Genomic DNA, 25,400 nt, shown 5'->3' on the forward strand with positions numbered 1-25,400 from the left:
CATGCGTGGCTGTGCTGTGCGTGAAGCCAACAGCATCCACGCATGGCGTGGAACTACTGGATCGAGGCTGGCTGTTTCAGGCGCTGCAGCTTGTTCGGGTTGCGCTGCACCAGGATCTGCACGATCTGCTCGCCGTTGGTATCGAAGGCCATAGCCGATTCCAGCACGCCATCGAAGTAACGCAGCAGCCCCAGTCGTCCATTGATCACGCTCGGGACCATCCGCAGCTGGTCCTTGCGACGCAGGTGCGGGGCATACAGCAGCTGCGCGATGCGTGCGCCGCCGACCATCGGTTTCGGGAAGCTGGTGACGATGCCGCCGCCATCGCCGATCAGCACTGCTGATTCGGCCATCAAGGCTTTCATCGTCCTGAAGTCGCCATTGGCGATGGCCTCGGCGAAACGCCGCATCAGTTTCTGGTGGACGTCCTGCGGCACGTTGTAACGCGGGCGGTCCTGCCGCAGCTGCAGGCGTGCGCGGTGCACGATCTGCCGGCAGGCGGCTTCGGTCTTGTCCAGCGTGCGTGCCACCACGTCGTAATCCTGGTCGAACACATCGTGCAGCAGGAACGCGGCACGTGCATCCGGCGCCAGCCGCTCCAGCACATTGAGGAAGGCCACCGACAGGTCGCTGGCCGTTTCCAGCATGTACTCGGGCGTGCCGGTGTCTTCAGTGAGCAACGGCTCGGGCAGCCACATGCCGACATAGTGCTCGCGGGTGCGCCGGGCCAGCCGCAGGCCATCGATGGCGCGGCGGGTGGTGGTGGTCACCAGCCAGGCTTCGGCGTTCTCGATGTCCTGCTGGTTGGCGCCATGCCAGCGCAGCCACACGTCCTGCACCACATCCTCGGCCTCATGCGAGGAGCCGAGCATGCGGTAGGCCACGCCGAACAGGCGCGGGCGTAGGCGGGTGAACAGTGCAGTGGGATCGTCCATGCCAGTAGAGACGGGACAGGTCCGCCGATTGTGACATCGGCGGACCTGTGAAGGTGGCTGATACTGCGCCGGGCCGGAGGCGGTCAGTGTGGCGGCAGCACCGCCGGCTTGCCGATGTCCTTGATCAGGAACACGACGAACGTGGCAGGTTCGGTCTGGCTGGCATTGCGGCCCACGGTGTGCAGATCGGCGGGACCTTCATGGAAGGCTTCGCCGGGGCCGAGCGTAACCTCGCGTCCGCCGGCCACGCCCATCACGATGCGGCCTTGCAGCACATAGACGAAGCCGTGGGCATCGTGCCGGTGCACGGGATCGGCGCCGCCGGGTGGGTACTGCACCGTCAGGATCAGTGCTTCCTTGCCCGGCTGTTCCGGCAACGGGCGGGTCATGACCTCGCGCACGATGGGCTCGGGGGCGCTCGGCGAGGGTGTGGCGGCATTGCTGGTCAACGGCATCAGGGCCAGCAGGGCGAGGGAACGGAGCGAACGCATGGCAGGTCTCCAGCAGGTAAGTGTGCAGTCGAAGCTCAGGCCAGACCGGCCTTGTCCAGGCCAAAGGTCTGGTCCAGCGAGCCGGGCTTCGTACGGAAGGCGACGTTGGCGCGGTTCCAGGCGTTGATTGCCATCACCGCGTAGGTCAGATCGACGATTTCCTGTTCGGACAGCTGGCTGCGCACGCGCTCGTACATGTCGTCTGGAACGCCCTGCGCAGGCAGGTGGGTGAGCACGTCGGTCCACGCCAGGCAGGCACGTTCGCGCGCGCTGAACAGGTTCGATTCGCGCCACGCCGCGACATGGTGCAGGCGCAGTGGGCGTTCGCCACGGATCGTTGCTTCCTTCACGTGCATGTCCAGGCAGAACCCGCAGCCGTTGAGCTGCGAGGCGCGGATGTTGACCAGATCGATGATGGCCGCTTCGATCGAACTGTTGTGCACGGCATGGGAGAAGGTGCCGAGCTTCCTGAAAAGTTCGGGCGACTGCGCGGCGTAGTCCAGGCGTTGGTTCATGGCGATGTTCCGAGGGAATTGAGGGACGCAGCGAGGCTACGTCCGCTGCCGGAGGCCCGGTAGGCGGGGGCAGGGCTGCGCGGTGTTGTGCAGAAATCACCAATGGACTGTCACAGGGGCGGATGCTCACCCGTCTGCCGGGCATGGACACCCCATCTGCCCCGAACCGTGCAGCAGCCTGCCCCGCCAGCGAGCGGGTCTGGCAGGCCTTCCTTGCCGCATTGCACGAGCTGCCACCGGACATGCGGGCCGTGCTGTTGCTGCATGACGTGCTGGGTGCGGGCGTCGAAGACATCGTGCCGCTGCTGGGGCTGGACCTGACGACATGCCGCCAGCGCCTGGACCATGCACGCGCCCACCTGCTCGCCCGACGCGACTCCCTGGAGCCCGGAACACCATGAATGTCATGCCGCAGTCCTGTCCGGCCAGTGACGGCCGTGATTCCCTCAATGCGTCCTTTTCCGCCAGTTATGCCGGCGTACTGGCGTTCATCGCGGTAGCCGCTGAAGGCAGCTTCGCGCGCGCCGGTGATCGCCTTGGCATCGGTCGTTCGGCGGTCAGCCGCAGCGTGCAGAAGCTGGAGGGGCAGCTGGGCGTGCGCCTGTTCCTGCGTACCACGCGCTCGACAACATTGACCCGCGAAGGCGAGCTGTTTTTGGAAGGCTGCAGCCCGGGCGTTGCGAGCATCCTGCAGGCGCTCGACGAAATGCGCGATCTGCGCGAGGGGCCGCCGCGCGGGCATCTGCGGATCAGTGCGACACATGGCTTCGGACGCCGGGTGATCGCGCCGCTGCTGTCTGCTTTCCGCGCGGAGCATCCGCAGGTCTCGGTGGAGCTGCTGCTGGACGAGCAGGTGCCGGACCTGGTCGCAGACCGCATCGATGTGGCCTTCCGCGATGGAGTGCTGGAAGACAGCCAGGTCATCGCCAAACAGCTGGTGCCCATGCAGCTGGTGATCTGTGCGTCGCCTGCCTATGCCCAGGCGCACGGCCTGCCGGAGGAGGTCGAGGCCGTGTCCGCCCACGCGTGCATCGGCCGACGCCTGCCGGGCGGGCGCCTGCAACGCTGGGATTTCCGCGTGGACGGCCAGGACGTGAATCTGCAGCCGCCGGCGGAGGTGGTGTTCAATGATGCCGATCTTGTGCAGCAGGCAGTGATCGACGGGCTGGGGATCGCCCAGCTGCCCAGCTACCAGGTAAGCGATGCGGTGCGCACAGGTGCTGTATTGACCTGCCTGGACCGCTACGCGCCCCACGATCGTGGCCACTACCTGTGCTATCTCAGCCGACGCCAGCTGCCCAAGCGGATCCGCGCGTTCATCGACTTCAGCACCCAACGCATACGTGCGCTGGATCTGGATGTGTTCTCGCACTGGGAGGCGCGGCAGCAGGCGGCGGTACAGCGCGATGCGGCATGGGCATGAGCGTGTTGGTGCCGATGTGGCAACAGTGCGTGGCCCGCTGCGGATCTACTGCGCAGGCCAACGCGTTCCTAGCATGCAGCCACATCCGCACCGCCCACGTTCCAGGAGACCTGTCATGAAGATTGTCGTCATCGGTGGCACCGGCCGCATCGGCAGCAAGGTGGTTGATCGCCTGCATGCGGCCGGCCATCAGATCGTCGTCGCTGCACCTTCCACCGGCATCGATGTGCTGAGCGGCGAGGGCCTGGCCGCTGCGATGGAAGGCACCGAGGTCGTGGTCGACCTTGCCAACTCGCCCTCGTTCGAAGATGCCGCGGTGTTGTCGTTCTTCGTGACTGCCGGCCACAACATCCTGGCGGCCGCGGTGCAGGCCGGCGTGCGCCACCATGTTGCGTTGTCGGTGGTGGGTACCGACAAGCTGGCCGCCAGCGGCTATTTCCGCGGCAAGATCGCCCAGGAACGCCTGATCCGTGATTCGGGCCTGGCGTACACGATCATCCACTCGACGCAGTTCTTCGAGTTCCTGCCGGGCATCATCCAGGCCGCCGGTGATGGCCAGACCCTGCATCTGCCGACCGCCGCAGTGCAGCCGATCGCCGCCGAGGATGTGGCCGATGCCGTTGCGCGCATCGCGCAGCAGGCGCCGGTCAATGGCGTGGTGGAGATCGCGGGGCCGGAGCGCGAATCGATGGCGGCGCTGGCCCATCGCTTCCTGCAGGCGACCGGTGATGCACGCGAGGTGATTGGCGATACCCAGGTGCGCTACTTCGGTGCGCAGCTGCAGCAGGACACCCTGGTACCGGTGGGACAGGCATGGCTCGGCACCATCGGCTTCGAGCGTTGGTTGCAGCAGTCCGGGCCAGCGCAGGTGCAGCCGGCCTGATCCGTGGTGGATGCGCGTTTCATGTGTGTCTTCCGCTGCAGGAGCCTGCAATGACCGAGCTGAAGCCTCCTTCGACCAGCGTGCTCGACAAGTACCATGGTGATGAGGTGCGCCCGCTGTATACCGGACGGGTACGGGTCAGCGGTGGCGCGGCCCGTCACGGTCGCGCGTCGGGCGTGGTGCGGTCGGATGATGGCGCGCTGTCGGTGGACCTGCGGTTGCCCGCTGAGCTGGGTGGACCCGGCGGCGGTACCAATCCCGAACAGTTGCTGGCGGCGGGCTACGCCGGCTGCTTCCACGGCGCGATGGTGCTGGTGGCCGCGCGTGCGGGGCTGGAACTGATCGACCCCAGCATCGAAGTAGCGGTGACGTTCGCACGTGATCCCGTGGACGGTCTGTACCTGCTGTCGGCCGAGATCGTGGTGTGCCTGCCTGGTATGGACCCGATACGCGCGGCCGAACTGGTGCGCAACACCGAGCGGGTCTGTCCCTACGCGAAGATGTTCCATCGTGGCATCAGCCATGTGGTGTGGGTTGCGGTGGACTAGACCTCCTGTCTGCAAGATCGTGTGACCGCTCCTGGGATTCAGATGCAGTGAAGGCGCCGCGTCGCCCGCGTGAGCTGGTGGGTTTCCGTTCGGCAGCATGATCGCCGCATCAATCGGTACTCACCCGCGAACCACGCGCGTTCGGCCAATCTGGTTTGGCAGGCAACGGATACCACTGTTGTCCTTTCCCCAACGAGGAGACTACACATGAGCACCCAGTCCACCATCGAGCATCGCCTCAACGACCTGATCGAGATCGCACGTGATGGCAAGTCCTTCTACGAGGAAGCCGCAACCAAGGTGAAGGATGCCGAGCTGTCGGCATTGTTCGTCCGCATTGCCGGGGTGAAGGGCCGCATCGTGTCCTCCTTGAGCAGCTCGGTGGCCGCCACCGGTGGCAAGCCGGCCGAGCACGGCACCATGGTTGGTTCCATGCAGCAGTTCTACGGCAAGGTGCGCGCTGCCTTCGGTGACACCAACTACGGTTACGTGGCCGAACTTGAAGAGTCCGAGGATCGCCTGCTGGGCGCGTTCAAGGACGTGCTGAAGGACAACGACCTGCCGCCGGCGGTGCGCCAGGAAGTGACCCAGTGGCTGCCGGAAGTGCAGGAATGCCACTCGGTGATGCGCGCGCGCAAGCATGCGATGAAGGCTGCCTGATCGCATCTGGCGATCATCCCCCACATCGTCACGGCCAGGGCAGCTTTGTGCTGCCCTGGCCGTTTCTGCGTCTGTCACCACCCGCGCTCAGGCGCGTTTCCTGAGCAGGGCAACAGCCAGGCTGGCCAGCGTCGCCGCAGCCGCGGCGGTCCACAGGGATGCGGCAAACCCCTGGCTGTAGATCGCTCGTGCGAGATCGATCGAGGCTCCCTTGGTCAGCGCACCCGTGGCAATACTGTCGGCCAGCCGCATGAAGTCGCCTGCGGGAACCTGTGCTGACAGTCCGGCGCGGATGCCGACGGTCAAGGCGCTGGAGAGAACCGTGAAGCCGAGCAGGATGCCGACGAAGCGCGTCGTGGCACTGATGCCCGAGGCCATGCCTGCGCGGTCGCGGGGTGCCGAGCCGATGATGGCCTTGGAGGTTTCGCCGTTGAGGATGCCACCGCCGGCGCCGATGATGACCATCGCCAGCAGTGCCACCGCCGGCATGTGGTGCCACGCACCGATACCGGCCAGCGCATTGCCGGCGGCAGTGACCGACAGGCCGAGGGCCAGCACCATCTCACTCGAGCATCGTCGGCTCAGGCGCCTGCCAACGCTTGGAAACAGCAGCATCGCTGCGGCGAACGGGAGCATGCCTGCACCCGTGGCCAAGGCACTCAGGCCGACGCCGTTCTGCAGGTACTGCGGCAGCATCGAAGCCATCACCTGCGCGCTGACCGCGTAGCCGATCATGGCGATGAGTGCACCGACGAAGCGCGGGCTTGCAAGCAGCCGCAGGTCGACCATTGGATGCCGACGCTTGAGTTCGATGCAGGCAAACAGCGCGCCCATTGCGATGCCAAGGCCCAGGCCGGCCAGTGCCACTACCGAAGTCCATCCCTGCGCGAGTCCTTCCACGAGGAAGAACACGATGCCGAAGATCGCCATGCTGAAGGTGATGATGCCGGGCGGATCGAGCGGGCGTACCACCGTGTCGGCGGAGTCGGGAACCCAGCGGATCGCACCATAGGCAAGGAAGGCGAGGAAGGGCAGGATCGCGATGAACACCGAACGCCATCCCCACAGCGAGGACAACAGCCCGCCGATCAGCGGCGAGAGCACCATCATCATGCCCATTGCCGTACCCCAGAAGGCCCAGGCATCGTCGCGTTGCTTGCCCTCGTGGAACTCGTGGCCGATCACCGACAGCGACGGCGCCAGCAGGAAGGCTGCACCCACGCCCTGGAACGCGCGGGCCACATACAGGGCGCTGGCCGTGGGTGCCAGCGCACAGGTGAGCGATGAGATGGCGAACAGCGCGATGCCGATCAGTAACACGCGCCTGCGACCATGGCGGTCGGCGATGGCACCGGCGGGGAGAAGCAGTGAAGTGAAGGACAGGATGTAGCAGCTGATCACCCATTCGATGTCGGCGAAGTCCGCCTGCAGATCCCGCGCGATGGTCGGTAGCGCAACGGCCACGGCGTTGGTTTCCAGCACTGTCATCGTGCAGCCGAGCGAGGCGATGATCAGGATCCAGTTGGGCGGCCTGCGGCGGGGAAGGGAGAGGGGCACCGGGTACTCGGGTGGGAGAACAATGCTCATTCAAGCAGCTTCGACCGTTTGTTTCATTGCCCGTGTTCTTGAAGTACGTTAGGTCAAAACTAACGACCGGGCGCGCATGGACCGTCGACATCTGCAGTACTACGTCGCACTGGCCGAGGAGCTGCATTTCGGACGCGCCGCGCTGCGCCTGGGCATCGCCACGCCGACGCTGAGCGTGCAGATCCAGGAGATCGAGCGTCGCCTGGGTACCCCCTTGTTCGATCGCAGCCGACGCGAGGTCACGCTGACCTCGGCCGGCGCGATCTTCCTGGCCGAAGCGCGCAACGTGCTGCGCCAGTTCGAGCAGGCAGAGGCCGTGGGCCGCCGTGCCGGTCGCGGCGAGATCGGCAGGATCGAGATCGGCTACGTGGGTTCGGCGGTCCATGCGGGCGCGCTGCAGGAGCAATTGCAGCGTTTCCGCAGCGCCTCGCCCGATGTGGTTCTGCAGGTAGGCGAATGGCCGATGGCCGACCTGCCGGACCTGCTGCTGGACGGTCGCATCGATGTGGTGTTCTGCAGGCTTCCTATGGAAATTCCCGATGCGCTCGGTTCGCACATCCTGATCGAAGACCAGTTCTGTGTAGCGTTGCCGGCATCGCACGCGCTGGCTCGCGCGGCCTTGCCGGTGCAGCCGGCGCTGCTGGCGAAGGAGGCGTTCATCATGCCGGAGCAGCCCGCAGGCACGCTGGAGGTTGCCCGCCGTGGCGGATTCGTGCCGGACATCCGCTCCCGTCCCGGGCATCTTGCCGCCGTACTCGCGCAGGTCTCGGTGGGCGATGGGGCAGTGGCGATCGTACCGTCGGTACTGCAGCGGACATTGTTGCTGCCGGGCGTGGTGTATCTGCCGATCGCGGGGCCGGTCATTGCCTCGACCATCGCTGCGCTGTACCGTGAACAGGAAACATCGCCGGTGGTCCGACGGCTCATCGAGCAGGTGCGATGCACGCCCTCCCGGCGCATCGACATGCTGCCCGTGCCCTGAGACCGTGCCGGACGCCGTTGCCGGCGACGGCACAATTGCCTTGCTACACTGGCCGCATTCGATCTTCCACCGGATCATCAGATGAACAACGGGAACGGTCCGCAGACAGTCCGCTGAGCCGCAACAACGGTACGCACGTTGTTGCGGTGGTCTTTTCCTGCGATTTCCACGCACTGGGTTGATCACCGCCGGATTCCCTCCTGAGCGGATGTTTCCCCATGTCTGATCGAAAAGCCCTTCGCTGGGCCCATTCCCTGCCAGCCGCCATCGCGTTGATGGCTCCCTTCGACCTCCTGGCCTCGCTGGCCATGGATATCTACCTGCCTGTTGTATCGGCCATGCCGGATGCACTCGGCACATCGCCTGCCATCATCCAGTTGACGCTGAGTCTGTACATGCTAGTACTCGGGCTGGGTCAGCTGATCTTCGGCCCACTGTCGGACCGGATCGGGCGACGGCCTGTGCTGCTGATGGGCGCGCTGCTGTTCACGCTGGCGTCGTTCGCGCTCGCCTCGTGTAGTGGTGGTGCGGGGTTCCTGGCCTGGCGCGGCGTGCAGGCGATCGGTGCGTCGGCCGCACTGGTCGCCACCTTCGCTACGGTGCGCGATGTGTATGCCGATACGGCCGAGGGTGCCACGCTCTACGGTCTGTTCGCCTCGATGCTGGCATTCGTGCCGGCACTCGGCCCCATCCTCGGCGCGTTGATCGCCTACGCGCTGGGCTGGCGGGCCATTTTCGTCGCGCTGGGTGTGTTGGGGTTGCTGGCGGGTGCGCGCGCATGCCGGGGCTGGCAGGAAACGCGGCCGCCACAGCACGGCCACGCATCGCCAGCCTTCGCGCGCATCCTCGGCAATGCCGGGTTCTGGGTCCATGCACTGGGATTCAGTGCGGCGATGGGCACGTTCTTCGTGTTCTTCTCGATCGCCCCGCGAGTGCTGATGGGGCGCGCAGGCTATTCGTCGATGGGCTTCAGCCTGGCCTTCGCGACGGTTGCGCTGGTGATGATCGTCACCTCCCGCTTCGCTGCCTGGTTCATCGGCCGATGGGGCATTGGTGGCAGCTTCCTGCGTGGGTTGATGGTGATGATCGGCGGCATGCTGGTCATGGCGATGGCGGCGATGCTGCCGCCGTCATTTGCCAGTGTCGTGCTGCCGATGTGGCTGGTCGCCACCGGCATCGTGATGGTGGTGGCGGTGGCCGCCAACGGCGCACTGCGCGATTTCGCCGATGCTTCCGGTACGGCGGTGGCGCTGTACTACGCCGTGCAGAGCCTGATCGTGGCTACGCTTGGCACGCTCGCCACGCTGCTGCTCCCGGGCGACACGGTCTGGCCGCTGGTGGCTTATGGGTTGCTGCTGCCGTCGCTGAGCCTGGTTGGTCTGGCGATGCTGCGACGGTCGCGGAGTGAGCAGCCAGCATCAGAAAGGGAGGGATGAGCGTGATACTGTCCCGCCTCGGGCAATCGAGCGCGCTGTGCTGATCGACTTTGCCTCCCTGCTTCTCTTCCCATTGCCAGGTCGCTGCATGACACCATCCTTCCGCAAGCCCCAGATCGCGATCCTTGGTAGTGCTGATCCCGGCTCACCGGCATTCGACCTGGCTGCACAGGCGGGGAGATTCCTCGCCGAAAGTGGAATCACCCTGGTCAGCGGCTGCGGCAGCCCGGCCACGCGGGTGGCAGCCGAGCATGCAGTCGCAGCCGGTGGCACGGTGCTGAGTGTGATTCCGGAAGGCAGCATGCCTGCAGCGGACTGGCCGGCAACGGTGGTAGTGCCCTGCGGTATGGGCGATGCCCGCAACCTCATCATGGCCCTGGCCGGCGATGCCTGCATCGTCATCGGCGGGCGCGCAGGCACGATTTCCGAGGTGTGTCTGGCCTGGCTGCACAAGCGGCCGTTGCTGCCGCTGGTGGGCGCGGGTGGCTGGTCGGATGGTCTTCCCGGCAACCCGCCCGATGAGCGCGGGAACTCGCCGATACTGCCGTGGCACGACATCGCCGAGCTGCGCGCGCAGCTGCGCCATCTGCAGCTGCTGGCAGGCTGAACCGGCGCTTTCACTTCCTCTCCCGCACACGCGGGTAGGGTGGTGCGGCCTGGAGTGACCAGGCCTATCAGGGAGTGATATCGATGCGAGCCATCAGGAAAGTGATCGCTGCTGCGGTGTTTGCACTTGCGTGTACCGGTTCGGTGGCAGTGGCCGGTCCGGTGCAGCCGTGCGACTTCCCGTGCTGGAAGGCGTACCAGGCCTGCGTGGCCGGCGGCGGTGATGCCATGGAGTGCCAGTTCGAATACGATCGCTGTGTCATGGACAGGTGCGGCGCCGTCTGAGGCCTGCATACCGTTCGCATTGGGGGGCCCATCCAAGGGCCCCCTTTCCACCCGGCCGCAGGCACGTGGTCCGCGGTCGTGATCGTCTGGAGCCGCCACATGGCTGTAAAACGCGTCGTCGCCAACATCGCCAGTGCCGATCCTGCACAGGCGGCCGCGTTCTACCGCGACATCCTCGGCATGGTCATCGTCATGGACCACGGCTGGATCGTCACCTACGGCGGGCAGGGCACTGCACTGGCACAGCTCAGCGTTGCCAGCGAAGGCGGATCGGGTACGCCGGTGCCGGATCTTTCGATCGAGGTGGACGACCTGGATGATGTGCTCGAACGCCTGCGACACGCCAACATCGCTCTTGAATATGGCCCGGCCGAAGAACCATGGGGCGTGCGTCGCTTCTACGTGCGCGACCCGTTCGGGCGCCTGTTGAACATCCTCGCCCACCGCTGACTGGAAGACCGCGGCTAATCCGCCCTTCGACGCTGGCAGTGATCGCTCAACCCAGTTGGCTGCCGTCAGGGTTGCCGGCCATTTCCTGCTGTTGCTGCTGCTGACGGGTGGCGGCATGCCGGGCATGCCCACCTTCACGCCCGATCGCGGCCATGTGCTGGCGATCCTGGCTGATCGCTTCACCGCCCTTGCGGCCCGCCACCCGGGCCTCATCCGGGCTGAACTGGTGCGCATTGCCGGATGCGTGTGCGGCGCGTCCGCCTTTCGATGCGATCGCGCGCTGTTTGTCTTCGTCCATCGAGGCAAAGCCTCGATTGCTGCTGCCGCTGCGTGAGTTGGCCATTGCCGGTCTCCGGAGGTGGAATGGGATGCCGCCATCAGCGACGGCTTCATGCTCCACATCGCAGGCTAACGGCAGGTAGACGTTGGCCACATCGGGCTCACATGGCCTGCGCATGCGTTTGACAGACGGTTACCGCGCAGGAAGCGCCGAGATCAGCAGCCGGTCACCGCGGCAGACATCGGTGTTGCTGTACAGGATGCGGCGCCTGTCCTTGAAGGTGATGCGCAGATCGACGCGGCAGCCGGTCCCGCGCAGCGCCACGGTCGCCTGGCCGCCACCTCCTGCGATGGGCCCGGCCAATGCCAGGGCATGGAATGCGTCGGTTTCACTCGCCGCGACTTCCACCGACGTGGCAGGTGCATGGGCACGGTTGACCAGGGTCAGGTAGTGCAGCGGCGCAGCAGGCGCGCTGGCGGCAATGCAAAACAGGCTCACAGCGAGCAGGGGGCGGGACAGGTGCATGCGGGATCTCCATTGGGGACATCGCCATCTGGCGGTGGAGGCTCCGCGCCCGCAATCGATCCGGGACGAATCGTCGCGACAGCGGGACCAATCGCAATCGGCCATCGCCGCCCTTCATTGCCAGCCATGCTGTGCCTAAGATGGCGCTGGCCCGCTTCGGGCACCGGGACGCATGCGATGAAGATCCGCCTTGGCCATACCCAGATCGACGTGCTGCGTTACCTGCTGCTGTGGCTGGCGGTCGCCTTCGCCTTCACCCTGCAGAGGGTGTTGAGCCACAGCCTGCAGGGCCAGTCATTCCCGTTCGAGGTCTACCTGCGCTGGTCGATGATCCAGTGGTTCACTTGGGCGGCGCTGGCGCCGCTGGTGTTCGCCCTGGGCGAACGCTATCCGCTGCGGCCCGAGCGAAGGCTGGCCGGTCTGGGTGTGCAGCTGCTGGCCAGTGTGGGGGTGACCGGGCTGGCGATGGTGGTGGGTGCCCTGGTGTCCACATGGTTCGAGCCCAGCAGCTTTGGCGAGCAGCTGTGGTATTTCATTGCCCAGCATTTCGCGATGGGCCTGCTGACCTACTGGGCCCTGTTCGCGATCCAGCAGGCGCTGCATTTCCAGCAGGAAAAAGTGCGCCGCGAGGTCGAGGCAAGCAGGCTGGCGACCGAGCTGGCGCAGTCGCGGTTGCTGGCGTTGAAGTCGCAGCTGCAGCCGCATTTCCTGTTCAATACGCTGCACGCCATCATCACCCTGCTGGATGAAGACAAGGCCAGTGCCGAAGACATGCTGCTGCGCCTGAGCGAGCTGCTGCGTGCCTTTCTGGAGGACTACGATGGCCAGGAAATCAGCCTGCGCCAGGAACTGGAATTGATCGAGCTGTACCTGGGCATCCAGCGCACGCGTTTCAAGGACCGCCTGCACAGCCGCATCTACGTCGCACCAGAACTGCTTGATGGCGCGGTTCCAAGCCTGATCCTGCAGCCGCTGGTGGAAAACGCGCTGCGCCATGGCATCGGCCGCAACCTTGGCGAGGACACCATCGAGATCGAGGGCCGCCGCGACGGTGACATGCTGTGCATCGAGGTGCGCAACCAGAACAGTACGCTGCAGCAGCCCGGGGCGGCAGGTGGTCATGGCATCGGCCTGTCCAATACGCGGCTGCGCCTGCGCGAGCTGTACGGCGATGCGGCCGAGGTGCGCTTGGACCTGCTCTGGCCGCAGGGTGTGGCCTGCCGGGTGCGGTTGCCATTGCGGATGCTGGACGATGCCGATGACGCTCCCGAGTTTGTCGTGCACGGCGGTGCCGCATGAGCCTGAGCGTGCTGGTGGTGGACGACGAGCCGATCGCCCGGCGCGCGGTGACGCGCCTGCTGCACGGCGATGCAGACATCGACAGTGTGGCCGAGTGCGGTGACGGCGTGTCTGCCGTGGCAGCCATCCGTGCGCAGTCGCCGGACCTGGTGTTCCTGGATGTGCAGATGCCTGGCATCACCGGTCTGGACGTGCTGGCCACCATTGGTGCCGCGCGGATGCCGGCCACGGTATTTGTCACCGCCTACGAGCAGTATGCGGTACGTGCATTCGAAGCCAACGCGCTGGATTACCTTGTCAAGCCCTTCAGTCGGGAGCGTTTCGCGGCGACGTTGCTGCGCGCGAAATCCCGGCTGGCCCAGGCTGCCAATGCAACCGACAACACGCGCCTGCTGCAGGCGCTGGATGTGCTGCGCAGGCGCGAGGATCATCTGCAGCGTATCGCCGTACGTGATGGCGAGACGGTGCTGCTGCTGGCGGTGCAGGACATCCTCTGGATCCGCGCCAATCGCAATACGGTGCAGCTGCACCTGGCTGATCGCGTGCATGAGCTTCGCGAAACGATGAACAGCCTGGCTGAACGGCTTGATCCCCGGCATTTCGCCCGGGTGCATCGCTCGGCCATCGTCAACATCGCGCGGGTCAGGACGATCCATCCCTGGTTCAACGGCCATCACGTACTCACCCTGGAGAACGGCCAGCAGCTGCGCATGAGCCGCTACCAGAACGAAGCCTTCCTGCGGCTGGTATCGGCCCGCTCGGAGGCGTGAGTTCCCGCTGCCCGGTCAAGCGCCGCCGACCCGATGGCGATGGCATGCAGAATGTCATCGATTCCTATCGCCGATGCCATCGGGCTTGCCTAGAATCGAGGCATCCCGGTAGATCCCGGGCGCTGTCGAGTGAATGGATTCAATGAAGATTCTGTTGACCGGAAGTTCCGGGCGGATAGGGCGCGCGATCTTCGGTGCGCTGGCGGGCGCCAATGAGGTGGTGGGGCTGGATCGCAGTCCCTTCGCCACCACGCGCGTGATTGCCGATGTCACCGATCGCCGGGCGCTGGAGCGCGCTGTGCAGGGGGTCGACGCGGTGATCCACACCGCGGCACTGCACGCGCCCCACGTGGGCCTGGTACCTGACGCGGTGTTCCAGCAGATCAACGTGGAGGCCACCGCGAACCTGCTGCAGCTTGCGCGCGAGGCCGGCGTGCAGCGCTTTGTGCTGACCAGCACCACGGCGTTGTACGGCCATGCCGTGGTGTCCGGCGGCTGTCGTTGGATCGACGAGGACACCGAGCCGCTGCCACGCACCATCTACCACCGCACCAAGCTGCAGGCCGAGGCCGCTGCCGAAGCGGCGGCCAGTGCAACATTCACCGTGCGCGTGCTGCGGATGGCACGCTGCTTCCCCGAGCCGCCTGATCGCATGGCGATGTTCCGCCTGCACCGCGGTATCGACGCGCGCGACGTGGCCAGCGCGCATGCTGCGCTGCTTCACGATGAAGGCGCGCCCTTCCAGCGCTACCTCGCCTGTGCGCCGACGCCCTTCCGACGCGAGGACTGCCTGCAGCTGGCGGCCGATCCGCGCCAGGTGCTGGCGCGCCGCGCGCCGCAGCTGCTGGCCGAGTTCGAGCGCCGTGGCTGGCCGTTGCCGCTCAGCATCGACCGGGTCTATGACAGCAGCCGGATGCGCGAAGCGCTGGGCTGGCAGCCGCGTTTCGGTCCGGAGGACGTTCTGCAGCAGTACGCCGCCGGCAGCATCGAGGTCCTGCCCCGTGCGGAGTGGATCCGCGACCGCGTGGCCGAGTAGTACACGCCGGCGTCGACGGCCGCAGCTGAGCAGGTTCAGGTTTGTGCGTGCGCTGAGCCTCAACCTCGCCCGGCCATGGCCGCTAACCCGGTGCGCGCTTTCCTGCGCCGGGTTCCGATCCGGCAGGGCAGGCGGCCCGCGCGATGGATCGCGCATCTGCGCGGTGCCCTGGTGGCACCGGTCGACCTGAACTGCCTGCGGATCCTCCCATGTCTTCTTCCCGTTCCGTCGCTGCCCGTCGCCCCGGCAGCATCGCCCACAAGCTGATGCTGGGCACCGCGGTGATCGCGTTGCTGTGCTTCGGCGCGACCGCGTTCCTGATCTATCACCAGGCCAGTTCGGCGCTGGTGTCGTCCTCGCGGCAGACCATGGCCAGCGAAGCCCGTGCCGAGGCGCGCCAGGTGGCTGCCGACCTGGGCACGGCCTTCGCCAGCAACGATGCGATGGTGGAAACCGTGCTGGCCCAGCGTGCGCGCGGTGATGCGCCCGATCGCGCCAGCCTGGCCAATGTCATCGGCGAGCAGCTGCACGCGCACCCGGAATGGCTGGGCAAGAGCACCATGTGGGAGGCCAATGCGTTCGACGGCAAGGATGCCGAGTTCATCAACAGCGAAGCGCACGACGCCACCGGCCGCTACATGAGCTACTGGGCCTGGCAGGACGGCAAGCCGCAGCAGTCGACGATGACCGACTACACCGAGACTGCCAGTGGCTCGGGTAACTGGTACATGGTGCCCAGCCGGGACAAGCTGCCGCTGGTCAGCGAGCCCTATGCCTACGATATCGGCGGCAAGCAGGTGCTGATGAGCACGTTGAGTACGCCGATCGTAGAGAACGGCACCTTCCTCGGTGTCTTCACCGTCGACTTCTCGCTGGACGCGCTGCAGAAGCACCTGGCCCTGCTGAAGCCGATGGGTGCCGGCCGTGTCGAACTGCTGTCGCCGAAGGGCGTGGTGCTGGCCTCGGCCGACGCTGCCGAGATCGGCAAGCCGCGTACCGATGCCGCCACCCTCGGCATGCTGGCGCAGATCGCCGCCGACAAGACGTATGAAGCGTTCGAGCCCGATGCTGCCGGCAACGTGCGCCTGTACGTGCCGTTGCAGGTGGGTGACGCGCCGCAGCGATTCGCGCTGGGCGTGGTGGTGCCGCATGCGGTGATCATCGCGCAGGCCCGCGAGCTGCTGTGGATCATCCTGCTGGTGGGTGTTGTGGCCGCGCTGGTCCTCAGCGGCGGCGTCTACCTGCTGCTGCAGCGCTTGGCCGTGCGACCGCTGGCACAGGCAGTGCGCATCGCGGGCGACGTGGCTGCGGGCAAGCTGGACACTGCCATGCCGGCACTGGGCAACGATGAAGTGGGCCGGTTGCTGGACGCGATGCAGGACATGCGTGGCCAGCTGCAGGCGGTAATGGCCGCACAGGCGGAGATGGCGCGCCGACATGATGCCGGTGAAATCAGCTACCGCATGGATGCCTCGGTGTTCCCGGGCGAGTACGGCCGCATGGTGGCCGACAGCAACCAGCTGGTGGCCGAAAGCAACGCGGTCACCCAACGCCTGGTCGAAGTGATGCAGCGCTACGCGGTGGGCGACCTGAGCGTGGACATGGACGCACTGCCGGGCGAAAAGGCGGTATTCACCGCGGCCATGGCAACCACCAAGACCAACCTGGCGGCGATCAACGAGCAGATCCAGCAGTTGGCCGCCGCCGCAGCAGCGGGCGATTTCGCGGTGCGCGGCGATGCGCAACGCTTCGAGCATGACTTCCGCCGCATGGTGGAAACCCTGAACACCATGATGCAGGTCAGCGACCACAACCTGGCCGCGCTGTCGACGCTGCTGCGCGCCATCGCCGCCGGTGACCTGAGTACACGGATGGAGGGTGACTTCCACGGGGTGTTCGCGGTGATGCGCGATGATGCCAACAGCACCGTGCAGCAGTTGACCCAGATCGTCGGCCAGATCCAGCAGTCTGCATCCAGCATCCGGCTGGCCGCAGGTGAGATCGCGTCGGGCAACAGCGACCTGTCACGCCGCACCGAGCAGCAGGCGGCCAACCTGGAAGAAACCGCCGCGTCCATGGAAGAGCTCACCTCCACCGTGCGCCAGAACGCCGATCACGCCCTGCAGGCCAACAAGCTGGCGGCCTCGGCCGCAGGCGTTGCCAGCGAAGGCGGGCAGGTGGTCAGCCAGGTGGTGCAGACCATGGAGCAGATCGAGACCTCTTCGCAGCGCATCGCCGAGATCATCTCGGTGATCGATGGCATCGCTTTCCAGACCAACATCCTGGCATTGAACGCAGCGGTGGAAGCGGCGCGTGCGGGCGAACAGGGCCGCGGGTTCGCGGTGGTTGCCAGCGAAGTGCGCGCGCTGGCGCAGCGCTCGGCGGGCGCGGCAAAGGAGATCAAGGAGCTGATCGACGCCTCGGTCGGCCATGTCGGTGCCGGTGCGCAGCTGGTGCATGGCGCTGGCCGCACGATGCAGGAGATCGTCGGCCAGGTCGGCCGCGTCAACGAGATCATGGCCGAGATCTCGGCCGCCTCGCGCGAACAGTCGGCCGGTATCGAACAGGTCAACCAGACCGTGGTGCAGATGGACGAGACCACCCAGCAGAATGCTGCGCTGGTGGAAGAAGCCACGGCGGCGGCACGGGCGATGGAAGAACAGGCCGAGCAGCTGGCGGTGGCGGTGTCACGCTTCCGCCTGCAGGCCGAAACCCGGCCGCTCGCATCGCTGCGTGCCGCCTGACCCCGGCCGTGAACGAAGACGCCCGGCCAAGGCCGGGCGTCGGTGTATTGCTGCGCTGTCGTGCGCTTGGGCTTAGAACATGCCTTCGAAGGGGTTCCAGCTGGTGTTGCCCTTCACCTGTTCCAGGTAATAGCTGTAGTTGGTGCTCGACGCCACCAGGAAGTTCATTGCGATGAACAGTGCACGGGCCACGATGTCCGGCAGCACCAGGCTGACCGCGATCAGCACGATGTTGATGCCGATCACCACCAGCGCCTTGCGCCACATGCCCAGGATGAACAGATAGATCGCACCGAAGAAGAAGGCGAAGAAGTTGAGGTTGATCTTCAGGCGGTCGCCGAAGGACAGCGCCTTCCAGGCCTGCTTGAAGCCGGGCTCCTTGGGGGCGCCGTGCTGCTGGAAGAAGTTGAAGCGGAACTGCCACTTCGGGCTGAAGCGGTTGAGGTCGACGGTATTCATGCGAGTAGGGACTTCCCTGTAGGAAAACGTTTTCATGATAAGTGAGTCACATTCAGCAAACCAGCTTGGAACGTCAAAAATGTGACGTTCCTACGGCAAAGGGCTTGCGTCCCGGTGCCGCACCGTCACCCATCCGCCTTGTTTTTAGGATAGGGTGCGCAGTTCCGCTGCCACCCCAGTGTTTTATGGGTAACAGTGGTATGTCCATGGAGGTTGCATGACCACACCAGCTACACCGGAAAACGCACCCGGACCGGTGCTCCTGCCGACACCCGAAGTGGTGCAGGCACAACAACTGCTCGCCCGCCAGCAACTGGCGGTGGCGATGGACCGTGCACGCATCGCGGCCAGCCGCGACGCTGCACCGGCTGTGCTGCAAAACGACTGAACCTGAAAAAGCCGCCACGATCGCGCTGGCCTGTTGCCAGCGCGATCGCAGTGCCCATCAGAAGCGCGCGGTCATGCTGAGGAAGTAGCTGCGGCCGGCGACGAAGTAGTCGGTGGCGCCGTCGGCGTACAGCTTCTTGTCGGCCAGGTTGCTGACGCCGCCACGCAGGGTCAGCACCTCGTTGACGTTCCAGGCAGCGGTCAGGTCATACAGCGTGTAGGCCTTCAGGAAGGTATTGACCACGCCGGTCTGCTTGCCGGTGTACTGCGCCGACAGGCTGCTGGAGAACACCGTGTTCGGCGTCCAGTCCAAGGACGAATAGCCCGAGAACTCCGGGGTGTCGATCAGGTTGCGGCCGGTGGTCAGGTTCTTGGCTTCCTTCATCCAGGTCGCGGAAGTACGCCAGCGCCAGTGATCGCCGAAGCGGAGGTTGAGGTTGCCTTCCATGCCGCTGGTGCGCGCGCGCTGCACGTTGCTCATGCGCGTCCACCAGTAACCGTTGAAGAAGCCCAGCGCTTCGTATTCGATCTTGTTCCTGAAGTCGGTATGGAAGTAGGTCAGGCCGGCGTCGACCAGATCGTTGTCGAAGCTGACGCCGATCTCGCGGTTGGTGCTGGTCTCCGGGTCCAGGTCCGGGTTGCCGGCCATGTAGCAGCCGCCGCGGGTATAGCCCAGCGGGTACAGCGAGGTGCAGCCGCGGCCGCCGGACTGGGTCGCCGCGCTGGGCGAATTCTCGGTCAGGCTCGGCGCGCGGAAGCCCTTTGACACGCCGCCACGGATCGTCCACTGCTCGCTCGGGTGCCAGACCAGGTAGGCACGCGGACTGACATGGCTGCCGAACTGTTCATGGTGGTCCAGGCGCGCGCCCAGGGTCAGGGCCAGGGTGCGGTGCAGCTTCAGCTCGTCTTCGACGAACAACGCCCAGGTGTCCACTTCCAGGGTGGAGCCGACCACCGGTTTGCCGGCGTAGTCGATCGGTGCCTGGCCGATGGTGTCGGTGTTGGTCAGCTCCTGGCGCTTCCATTGGCCGCCCACCGCGAACTGGTGGTCCACGCCCAGGGTGAAGGGCGTGCTCAGGCTGCCTTCGATGATCGTATCGGTTGCCTCGGAGCGACCGGTGGCGCCGATGTCGTTCTTGTACTCGGTCCAGTACGCGCTGAGCTTGGAGGTGCCGAAATCCCACTTGCCGTCGTGGTTCAACGCCAGCGAACTGCGCTTGAGCTCACTGGCACCCCATGCGCCCTCGTCCTGCTTTTCCAGCGCTTGGGCGATGAAGGCCTGCTGCACGCCGTGGCCCGCCTCCAGCGACACTTCCTGTGCCTCGCTCAGTTTCCACTGCAGCAGCGCGTCGACATTGCGGTCCTTCTCGCCGGCGTAGGCATTGCCATATACGCCGCCGTTGGAGCGGTCCGAGTCGCGGCGCATGCTGTTGGCACCGATGCGCAGGCCGAAGCGCTCGCCCAGCGGGCCGGAGAAGGTCGCGCCGATCTGCTGGGTGTCGCCACGGTCGCCATCCTGCGGCCGGGTGTAGCTGTGGGTGGCGCTGCCGTTCCAGCTGTCACCGATGCGCTTGGTGATGATGTTGATCACCCCGCCCATCGCGTCCGAGCCATATAGCGAGGACATCGGGCCGCGCACCACTTCGATGCGCTCGATCTGGTCGGGAGAAATCCAGTTCAGGTCCTGGCGGCCCAGGTCGGGGCGATAGTTGGTCGAGGCCGAGCTGCCCATGCGCTTGCCGTCCACCAGTACCAGCGTGTAGTTGGACGGCATGCCGCGCAGCTTGATCTTGGACTGCTCACCGGCGGCGCTGAGCCCACCGGTCACGCCCGGAATGCGGCTGAGCAGGGTGGCCAGGTCGTGCACCGGCTGGCGCTCGATGTCTTCGCGGCTGATCACACTGATGCTGGCCGGGGCATCCTTGATCCACTGCTGGTTGCCCGAGGCGGTGACCACCACGGTATCCAGGTCCTTGGTCGAGGCATCGGCGCTGGCTTCAGCGGCGGCGAGGGCGGGCAGGGTCAGCAGGCAGGCGGCGGCCAGAGCACTGGCCAAGCGGGTGCGCGACAGGCGCGCGGAACGGAGAGGGGACATGACGGCTTCCAAGGGAGAGGAGAGACCCGGTGGAAGCAGCAGGCGCACGCAGACAGCAGGCAGCCACCCCTTCCCTGGGTCGTCGGGCGCGCGGTAGGTCCGGCGCAGCTGGGTGGGTCCGGTGCGCGAAGCGCGGTGACCTGCCTGGTTAACGGAATGATAACCGTTCTCGTTTGTTACGATCCAGTACTTTCCGGGTTGAATCGACATTCCCCGGCCGCGTGCCGCGGTTCGCCTGCTGATTGCTGAATGGGGAGATTTCCCGGCGTAGACCTTCGCACCCGGCTTACATTCGGGGCCATAGACTGAGCCGCATTTTCGATTCCGCCCCGTTGGAGATCGTGTGGGTTCCGGTAGTGACAGACATCGACTGCGCGGCATGACGCCGTGGCAGACAGGACAAGTGCGGACGCCGGGAATGCGTGCCAGGAACCTTGGTGCATGCAGCCTGGCCGGGACGGCCGGTCCTGCGGCCTACAGGGAGTAGGCGGCCATGGGGAGTGAAACCATCGACGCGGAACCGGTCACGGCCGGTCCTGACGCGGGCTGGGCCCTGCTGCCGGCCGAAGCACCGCTGGTGATGCCCGAACAGACGCTGCGCGAAGGCGCGCTGAAGGTCCGGCGCCATCGCACCTCGCCGCGCATGATCGGCCTGCGCCGCCTGTATATCCTCGGCGGCACGGTGGCGATGACCGCCGTGGCTACCCGGATGATGTGGCGGGTACTGTCCGGCAACGGCATCAGCGTGCTGGAGGCCTGCCTGCTGGTGCTGTTCGTCGGCCTGTTCGCGTGGATCGCGCTGTCCTTCGCCAGTGCCGTGGCCGGCTTCCTGACGGCCGTGTTCGACCGCGGCTACCGCCTGGGCATCGATCCGGACAAGCCGCTGCCGACCGTGCACAGCCGCACCGCGCTGTTGATGCCCACCTACAACGAAGACCCGCGCCGGTTGCTGGCTGGCCTGCGCGCGATCTACGAATCGGTGGCGGCCACCGGCCAGCTGCAGCGTTTCGATTTCTTCGTGCTGAGTGATACCCGCCGCGAGGACATCGCGCGTGCCGAAGAGCAGGTGTTCGCCGAGCTGCGCGAGCTGGTGCCCGATGGCCAGGCGCGGCTGTTCTATCGCCGCCGTGGTGACAACGGCGCGCGCAAGGCCGGCAACATCGCCGACTGGGTACGCCGCTTCGGCGGTGCCTACCCGCAGATGCTGATCCTGGATGCCGACAGCCTGATGACCGGTGACAGCATCGTGCGCCTGGTGGCCGGCATGGAGCACAACGCCGACGTCGGCCTGATCCAGACCCTGCCATCGGTGATCGGCGGGCGCACCCTGTTCTCGCGCATGCAGCAGTTCGGCGGGCGCGTGTACGGCCCGGTGATCGCCCGTGGCGTGGCCTGGTGGCACGGTGCCGAAAGCAATTACTGGGGGCACAACGCGATCATCCGCACCCGTGCCTTCGCCGACCACGCCGGCCTGCCGGAACTGCCGGGGCGCAAGCCGTTCGGCGGCCACGTGCTGAGCCATGATTTCGTGGAAGCAGCGCTGATGCGCCGTGGTGGCTGGGCTGCGCACATGGTGCCCTACCTGGGCGGCAGCTACGAGGAAGGCCCGCCGACGCTGACCGACCTGCTGGTGCGCGATCGCCGCTGGTGCCAGGGCAACCTGCAGCACGGCAAGGTGGTGGGCAGCCGTGGCCTGCACTGGATCAGCCGCGTGCACATGCTGATCGGCATCGGCCATTACTTCACCGCACCGATGTGGGCGATGCTGATGCTGATCGGCATCGCCATCCCGTTATTCCAGGAAGGCATCGATTTCAATGCGCTGCTGCACCTGTCGCCCAGCGTGTACTGGCGTGCGCAGGATGAAGAACAGGTGGTGCGCCTGTTCGCCGCCACCATGGCGGTGCTGCTGATGCCCAAGGTGCTGGGGTACCTGGCAATGCTGCTTGACCCGGTTGAACGCCGTGGCTGCGGTGGCGCGATCCGCGCATTCCTGTCGATGCTGGTGGAAACCGTGCTGGCCGCGCTGATGGCGCCGGTGGTGATGTACGTGCAGTCGCGCGGCGTGGCCGAAGTGCTGTCCGGGCGTGACTCGGGCTGGGATGCACAGCAGCGCGATGACGGTGGCATCTCGTGGATGGCGCTGGTGCGCGGCTACGGCGGCCTGGGCGTGTTTGGCGCCTTCATGGGCGTGCTGGCGTGGGCGGTGTCGCCGTCGCTGGCGGCCTGGATGGCGCCGGTGGTGATCGGCATGGTGCTGGCGGTGCCGGTGGTGGCACTGACCTCGCTGCGCGGGCCGGGTGCCTTTCTGCACCGCCTCGGCCTGCTCGACATCCCCGAAGAGAACATCCCGCCGCCGGTGCTGGTGCGCGCCGCACAGCTGCGCCGGGAAGCGGCCGAGCAACCGCCGCTGTACTGATCGCACCGTGCCAGCGGCATAATGCGGCTCGAACGTACAGGAGCCGCAACATGCTGCAAACGGTGGAACAGGAAACCGGCGCCTCGCCGCAGTGGTCGGTGATCTGGCTGCATGGCCTCGGTGCCGACGGCCATGATTTCGCGCCGATCGTGCCCGAACTGGTGCGTCCGCACTGGCCGGCGCTGCGCTTCGTGTTCCCGCACGCACCGGTGCGGCCGATCACGATCAACAACGGCGTGCCGATGCGCGGCTGGTACGACATCGTCGGCATGGACTTCCGCTCGCGCGCCGACATGACCGGCGTGCAGGAGTCGGTGGCGCAGCTGGATGCCCTGATTGCCCGCGAGATCGAACGCGGCGTCGCCGCCGATCACATCTTCCTGGCCGGCTTCTCGCAGGGCGGGGCGGTGATCCTCAGTGCCGCGCTGGCACGCACTGCACCGTTGGCCGGCCTGATCGCACTGTCGACCTACCTGCCGGATGCCGAAAGCGCGTCGCGCGTCGATGGCGCGGTGGACGTGCCGGTGTTCATGGCCCACGGCAGCAGCGATCCGGTGATCCCGCAGGCAGTGGCCGCGCACAGCGCAGAGAAGCTGCGCACGCTTGGGCTGGACGTGCAGTGGCACAGCTACCCGATGGCCCACCAGGTCTGTGCCGAGGAAATCGACGCGCTGGGCGACTGGCTGCAGGCACGCCTGGGCGTCGCCTGAGCCATGGCCGCGAGCGCTGCCACCCCGTGGATGCCGGAACTGTGCCGCCTGCCGCGGCTGGCAGCGATGCTCGGCCTGGCCGAACTGGTGGTGGTGGTGCTGGCGCTGGCACCCGATGGCAGCCGCCATTGGACGATGGGTGAACTGGCCTCGGCCAGCGGTTTCGCCCTGTGGCTGGCGCTGGCGGTCACCGCCAGCCTGTGCCTGCTGCGGCAGGCGCTGTCGAAGCTGCCGGAAATGCTGGGCGCCGTCGCCGCCGTTGCCCTGGCCGCGCTGATCGCCATCCTGTGCGCGGGCATCATCCATGCCCTGTATGCCGTGCTGGGCGACAACTTCGCGCGCGGCATCGGCTTCTGGCGCTTCACCTTGGGCAGCGCGGCCACCACGGCGCTGATCACCGCGTTGGCGCTGCGCTACTTCTATGTCAGCGACCGTTGGGCGGCGCAGGTGCAGGCCAATGCCCGCGCGCAGGCCGACGCCCTGCAGGCGCGCATCCGCCCGCATTTCCTGTTCAACAGCATGAACCTGATCGCCAGCCTGCTGCATCGCGACCCGGCGGTGGCCGAACGTGCCGTGCTCGACCTGTCCGATCTGTTCCGCGCCGCACTGGGCGCGGGCGAGGGCGATTCGACGCTGCGCGATGAGTGCGAGCTGGCCGAGCGCTATCTGTCGATTGAATCGCTGCGTCTGGGCGACCGCCTGCGGGTGCACTGGCAGCGCGATGAACCCCTGCCCTGGGATCTGCCGATGCCGCGGCTGGTGCTGCAGCCGCTGGTGGAAAATGCGGTGCTGCACGGCATCTCGCGCCTGCCCGAAGGCGGCACCATCGAGCTGCATCTGGCCTGTGTGGGCAACGACCTGCAGATCCGCGTACGCAATCCTGCGCCCGATCCGCAGGTGCCCGGGCTGGCCCTGGCGCAGGGAGCGGGCCATGCCCAGCACAGCATCGGCCATCGCCTGACCTGGCGCTTTGGCCGCGCCGCGCGGATGACGGCTGGCTGGAGCGAGGGCTACTATGCCTGCCAAGTGACAGTGCCGATCCAGTGAGGGGACGATCGTGAGGGTAGTCATCGCCGATGACGAACCGCTGGCGCGCGAGCGCCTGCGCAGCCTGCTGGCCGCGCAGGAAGGAGTGGACGTAGTGGCCGAGGCCGGCAACGGCGAGCAGGCCCTGCACGCGTGCGCCGAACTGCAGCCGGACCTGGTGCTGCTGGACATCGCCATGCCCGGCCTGGACGGGCTGGAAGCGGCCCGCCATCTGGCCAGTTTCGAGCCGAGGCCGGCCGTGGTGTTCTGCACCGCCTACGATGCGCACGCGCTGTCGGCGTTCGAGGCGGCGGCTATCGATTACCTGATGAAGCCGGTGCGCGCCGAGCGGCTGGCGGCGGCGATCGCACGCGCGCGCACCTTCCTGGCCGGCCGCGACGGCCAACCCCAGCACACCGGCGGCCAAGCCCGCAGCATGCTGTGTGCGCGCCTGCGCGGCAGCCTGCGTTTGATTCCGCTGGACGACATCCACTATCTGCAGGCCGAAGAAAAGTACGTGGTGGTGCATCACGCCCGTGGCGAGGACCTGATCGAGGAATCGTTGAAGTCGCTGGAGGAAGAGTTCGCCAGCCGCTTCGTGCGCATCCATCGCAACTGCCTGGTGGCGCGCCATGAACTGGTGGAACTGCGTCGTGGCAGCGGAGGCCAGGTGCAGGCGGTGCTGCGGCATGGCAAGCAGCCGCTGGAAGTGAGTCGGCGCTGCGTGGCGACGTTGAAGCAGGAATTGCGGCATCTGTGAGGTTTCCGCGCGGCCTGCGGCCGCGACTGCTTCGACAGCAACAGCAACAGCGGGTCGTCGGCTCTGTGCTGTTGCGTGTTGGGTGAGAC

27 protein-coding genes are annotated in these 25,400 nt (G+C 66.4%); 19 read left to right on the plus strand and 8 right to left on the minus strand.

What is annotated here, in order from left to right:
• Positions 1–53: 53 nt before the first annotated feature.
• The 3 genes from GIW57_RS15100 to GIW57_RS15110 all read right to left on the minus strand — a co-directional run bounded on the left by GIW57_RS15100 (position 54) and on the right by GIW57_RS15110 (position 1,941).
• Complete coding sequence (locus GIW57_RS15100) at positions 54–935, minus strand: RNA polymerase sigma-70 factor (protein WP_236511817.1); 882 nt, start codon at positions 933–935, stop codon at positions 54–56.
• An 83-nt stretch (positions 936–1,018) separates the two neighbouring features.
• Entirely contained in the window at positions 1,019–1,426 is a 408-nt protein-coding gene (locus GIW57_RS15105; RefSeq protein ID WP_191077380.1) for a cupin domain-containing protein, read from the minus strand.
• 35 nt (positions 1,427–1,461) lie between these two features.
• Positions 1,462–1,941 carry a carboxymuconolactone decarboxylase family protein gene (locus GIW57_RS15110; protein ID WP_236511819.1) on the minus strand — a complete coding sequence of 160 codons (480 nt, stop codon included), beginning with the start codon at positions 1,939–1,941 and terminating at the stop codon, positions 1,462–1,464.
• A gap of 122 nt (positions 1,942–2,063) precedes the next feature.
• Here GIW57_RS15110 and GIW57_RS15115 point away from each other — a divergent pair, with 122 nt between their 5' ends.
• The 5 genes from GIW57_RS15115 to GIW57_RS15135 all read left to right on the plus strand — a co-directional run bounded on the left by GIW57_RS15115 (position 2,064) and on the right by GIW57_RS15135 (position 5,455).
• Positions 2,064–2,342, plus strand: coding sequence for a sigma factor-like helix-turn-helix DNA-binding protein (locus GIW57_RS15115; protein ID WP_100553653.1), 279 nt, complete (start codon positions 2,064–2,066; stop codon positions 2,340–2,342).
• A complete protein-coding gene (locus GIW57_RS15120) occupies positions 2,339–3,364 on the plus strand; it encodes a LysR family transcriptional regulator (RefSeq protein WP_236511821.1) in 1,026 nt (341 codons plus the stop codon). The genes GIW57_RS15115 and GIW57_RS15120 overlap by 4 nt, the downstream gene beginning before the upstream one ends.
• A 115-nt stretch (positions 3,365–3,479) precedes the next feature.
• Positions 3,480–4,247, plus strand: a complete 768-nt coding sequence (locus GIW57_RS15125) for an SDR family oxidoreductase (RefSeq protein ID WP_236511823.1) — start codon at positions 3,480–3,482, stop codon at positions 4,245–4,247.
• A 50-nt stretch (positions 4,248–4,297) separates the two neighbouring features.
• Positions 4,298–4,795: an Ohr family peroxiredoxin gene (locus GIW57_RS15130; RefSeq protein WP_236511825.1), complete on the plus strand. Its 498-nt coding sequence runs from the start codon at positions 4,298–4,300 to the stop codon at positions 4,793–4,795.
• Positions 4,796–5,002: 207 nt separating this feature from the next.
• Positions 5,003–5,455, plus strand: a complete 453-nt coding sequence (locus tag GIW57_RS15135; protein ID WP_049466788.1) for a PA2169 family four-helix-bundle protein — start codon at positions 5,003–5,005, stop codon at positions 5,453–5,455.
• A gap of 87 nt (positions 5,456–5,542) precedes the next feature.
• Here the strand turns inward: GIW57_RS15135 and GIW57_RS15140 are convergent, their stop codons facing one another.
• Positions 5,543–7,042 (minus strand): MFS transporter, encoded by a 1,500-nt coding sequence (locus tag GIW57_RS15140; RefSeq protein WP_236511827.1) that lies wholly within the window; start codon positions 7,040–7,042, stop codon positions 5,543–5,545.
• 76 nt (positions 7,043–7,118) lie between these two features.
• Here GIW57_RS15140 and GIW57_RS15145 point away from each other — a divergent pair, with 76 nt between their 5' ends.
• From GIW57_RS15145 to GIW57_RS15160, 5 genes are all read left to right on the plus strand, one after another.
• A complete protein-coding gene (locus GIW57_RS15145) occupies positions 7,119–8,024 on the plus strand; it encodes a LysR substrate-binding domain-containing protein (RefSeq protein ID WP_100462306.1) in 906 nt (301 codons plus the stop codon).
• Between the two features lie 218 nt (positions 8,025–8,242).
• Complete coding sequence (cml, locus tag GIW57_RS15150; RefSeq protein ID WP_236511829.1) at positions 8,243–9,460, plus strand: CmlA/FloR family chloramphenicol efflux MFS transporter; 1,218 nt, start codon at positions 8,243–8,245, stop codon at positions 9,458–9,460.
• Positions 9,461–9,548: 88 nt separating this feature from the next.
• Complete coding sequence (locus tag GIW57_RS15155; protein ID WP_100462308.1) at positions 9,549–10,067, plus strand: Rossmann fold nucleotide-binding protein; 519 nt, start codon at positions 9,549–9,551, stop codon at positions 10,065–10,067.
• Positions 10,068–10,150: 83 nt separating this feature from the next.
• Positions 10,151–10,351, plus strand: a complete 201-nt coding sequence (locus GIW57_RS23790) for a hypothetical protein (RefSeq protein ID WP_329605768.1) — start codon at positions 10,151–10,153, stop codon at positions 10,349–10,351.
• A 99-nt stretch (positions 10,352–10,450) separates the two neighbouring features.
• Positions 10,451–10,801 carry a VOC family protein gene (locus GIW57_RS15160; RefSeq protein WP_236511830.1) on the plus strand — a complete coding sequence of 117 codons (351 nt, stop codon included), beginning with the start codon at positions 10,451–10,453 and terminating at the stop codon, positions 10,799–10,801.
• A 46-nt stretch (positions 10,802–10,847) separates the two neighbouring features.
• Here the strand turns inward: GIW57_RS15160 and GIW57_RS15165 are convergent, their stop codons facing one another.
• Entirely contained in the window at positions 10,848–11,144 is a 297-nt protein-coding gene (locus tag GIW57_RS15165) for a KGG domain-containing protein (RefSeq protein WP_100462309.1), read from the minus strand.
• A gap of 129 nt (positions 11,145–11,273) precedes the next feature.
• Positions 11,274–11,606, minus strand: a complete 333-nt coding sequence (locus GIW57_RS15170) for a hypothetical protein (protein ID WP_100462310.1) — start codon at positions 11,604–11,606, stop codon at positions 11,274–11,276.
• A gap of 177 nt (positions 11,607–11,783) precedes the next feature.
• On the opposite strand from GIW57_RS15170, the gene GIW57_RS15175 reads away from it, so the two are divergent.
• The 4 genes from GIW57_RS15175 to GIW57_RS15190 all read left to right on the plus strand — a co-directional run bounded on the left by GIW57_RS15175 (position 11,784) and on the right by GIW57_RS15190 (position 17,455).
• Positions 11,784–12,905 (plus strand): histidine kinase, encoded by a 1,122-nt coding sequence (locus GIW57_RS15175; protein ID WP_100462311.1) that lies wholly within the window; start codon positions 11,784–11,786, stop codon positions 12,903–12,905.
• On the plus strand, positions 12,902–13,675 hold the full coding sequence (locus GIW57_RS15180) for a response regulator (protein WP_088101438.1): 774 nt from the start codon (positions 12,902–12,904) through the stop codon (positions 13,673–13,675). Before GIW57_RS15175 ends, GIW57_RS15180 begins: the two co-directional genes overlap by 4 nt.
• A 142-nt stretch (positions 13,676–13,817) precedes the next feature.
• The gene (locus tag GIW57_RS15185; RefSeq protein ID WP_100462312.1) at positions 13,818–14,711 is read left to right on the plus strand and encodes an NAD(P)-dependent oxidoreductase; all 894 of its coding nucleotides are present in this window, start codon (positions 13,818–13,820) and stop codon (positions 14,709–14,711) included.
• A gap of 209 nt (positions 14,712–14,920) precedes the next feature.
• A complete protein-coding gene (locus GIW57_RS15190; RefSeq protein WP_236511832.1) occupies positions 14,921–17,455 on the plus strand; it encodes a methyl-accepting chemotaxis protein in 2,535 nt (844 codons plus the stop codon).
• Positions 17,456–17,527: 72 nt separating this feature from the next.
• On the opposite strand, the gene GIW57_RS15195 is transcribed toward GIW57_RS15190, so the two are convergent.
• Entirely contained in the window at positions 17,528–17,914 is a 387-nt protein-coding gene (locus GIW57_RS15195) for a DUF2628 domain-containing protein (RefSeq protein ID WP_100462314.1), read from the minus strand.
• A 217-nt stretch (positions 17,915–18,131) separates the two neighbouring features.
• Between GIW57_RS15195 and GIW57_RS15200 the strand changes: the two genes are divergently transcribed.
• Positions 18,132–18,302, plus strand: a complete 171-nt coding sequence (locus tag GIW57_RS15200; RefSeq protein WP_202908232.1) for a hypothetical protein — start codon at positions 18,132–18,134, stop codon at positions 18,300–18,302.
• Positions 18,303–18,359: 57 nt separating this feature from the next.
• Here the strand turns inward: GIW57_RS15200 and GIW57_RS15205 are convergent, their stop codons facing one another.
• Positions 18,360–20,396, minus strand: a complete 2,037-nt coding sequence (locus tag GIW57_RS15205; protein ID WP_236511834.1) for a TonB-dependent receptor — start codon at positions 20,394–20,396, stop codon at positions 18,360–18,362.
• A 493-nt stretch (positions 20,397–20,889) separates the two neighbouring features.
• On the opposite strand from GIW57_RS15205, the gene mdoH reads away from it, so the two are divergent.
• Genes mdoH through GIW57_RS15225 form a run of 4 tightly spaced genes read left to right on the plus strand, consistent with a single transcriptional unit; the run spans position 20,890 to position 25,311 of the window.
• Positions 20,890–22,815 carry a glucans biosynthesis glucosyltransferase MdoH gene (mdoH, locus tag GIW57_RS15210; RefSeq protein WP_236511836.1) on the plus strand — a complete coding sequence of 642 codons (1,926 nt, stop codon included), beginning with the start codon at positions 20,890–20,892 and terminating at the stop codon, positions 22,813–22,815.
• Between the two features lie 50 nt (positions 22,816–22,865).
• A complete protein-coding gene (locus GIW57_RS15215) occupies positions 22,866–23,525 on the plus strand; it encodes an alpha/beta hydrolase (protein WP_236511838.1) in 660 nt (219 codons plus the stop codon).
• A 3-nt stretch (positions 23,526–23,528) separates the two neighbouring features.
• Positions 23,529–24,572, plus strand: coding sequence for a sensor histidine kinase (locus GIW57_RS15220; protein ID WP_236511840.1), 1,044 nt, complete (start codon positions 23,529–23,531; stop codon positions 24,570–24,572).
• A gap of 10 nt (positions 24,573–24,582) precedes the next feature.
• On the plus strand, positions 24,583–25,311 hold the full coding sequence (locus tag GIW57_RS15225) for a LytTR family DNA-binding domain-containing protein (protein WP_025879008.1): 729 nt from the start codon (positions 24,583–24,585) through the stop codon (positions 25,309–25,311).
• Positions 25,312–25,400 lie beyond the last annotated feature (89 nt).

The sequence above is a fragment of the Stenotrophomonas sp. PA-6-5C genome (assembly GCF_021605635.1).
GTDB lineage: Bacteria > Pseudomonadota > Gammaproteobacteria > Xanthomonadales > Xanthomonadaceae > Stenotrophomonas > Stenotrophomonas lactitubi.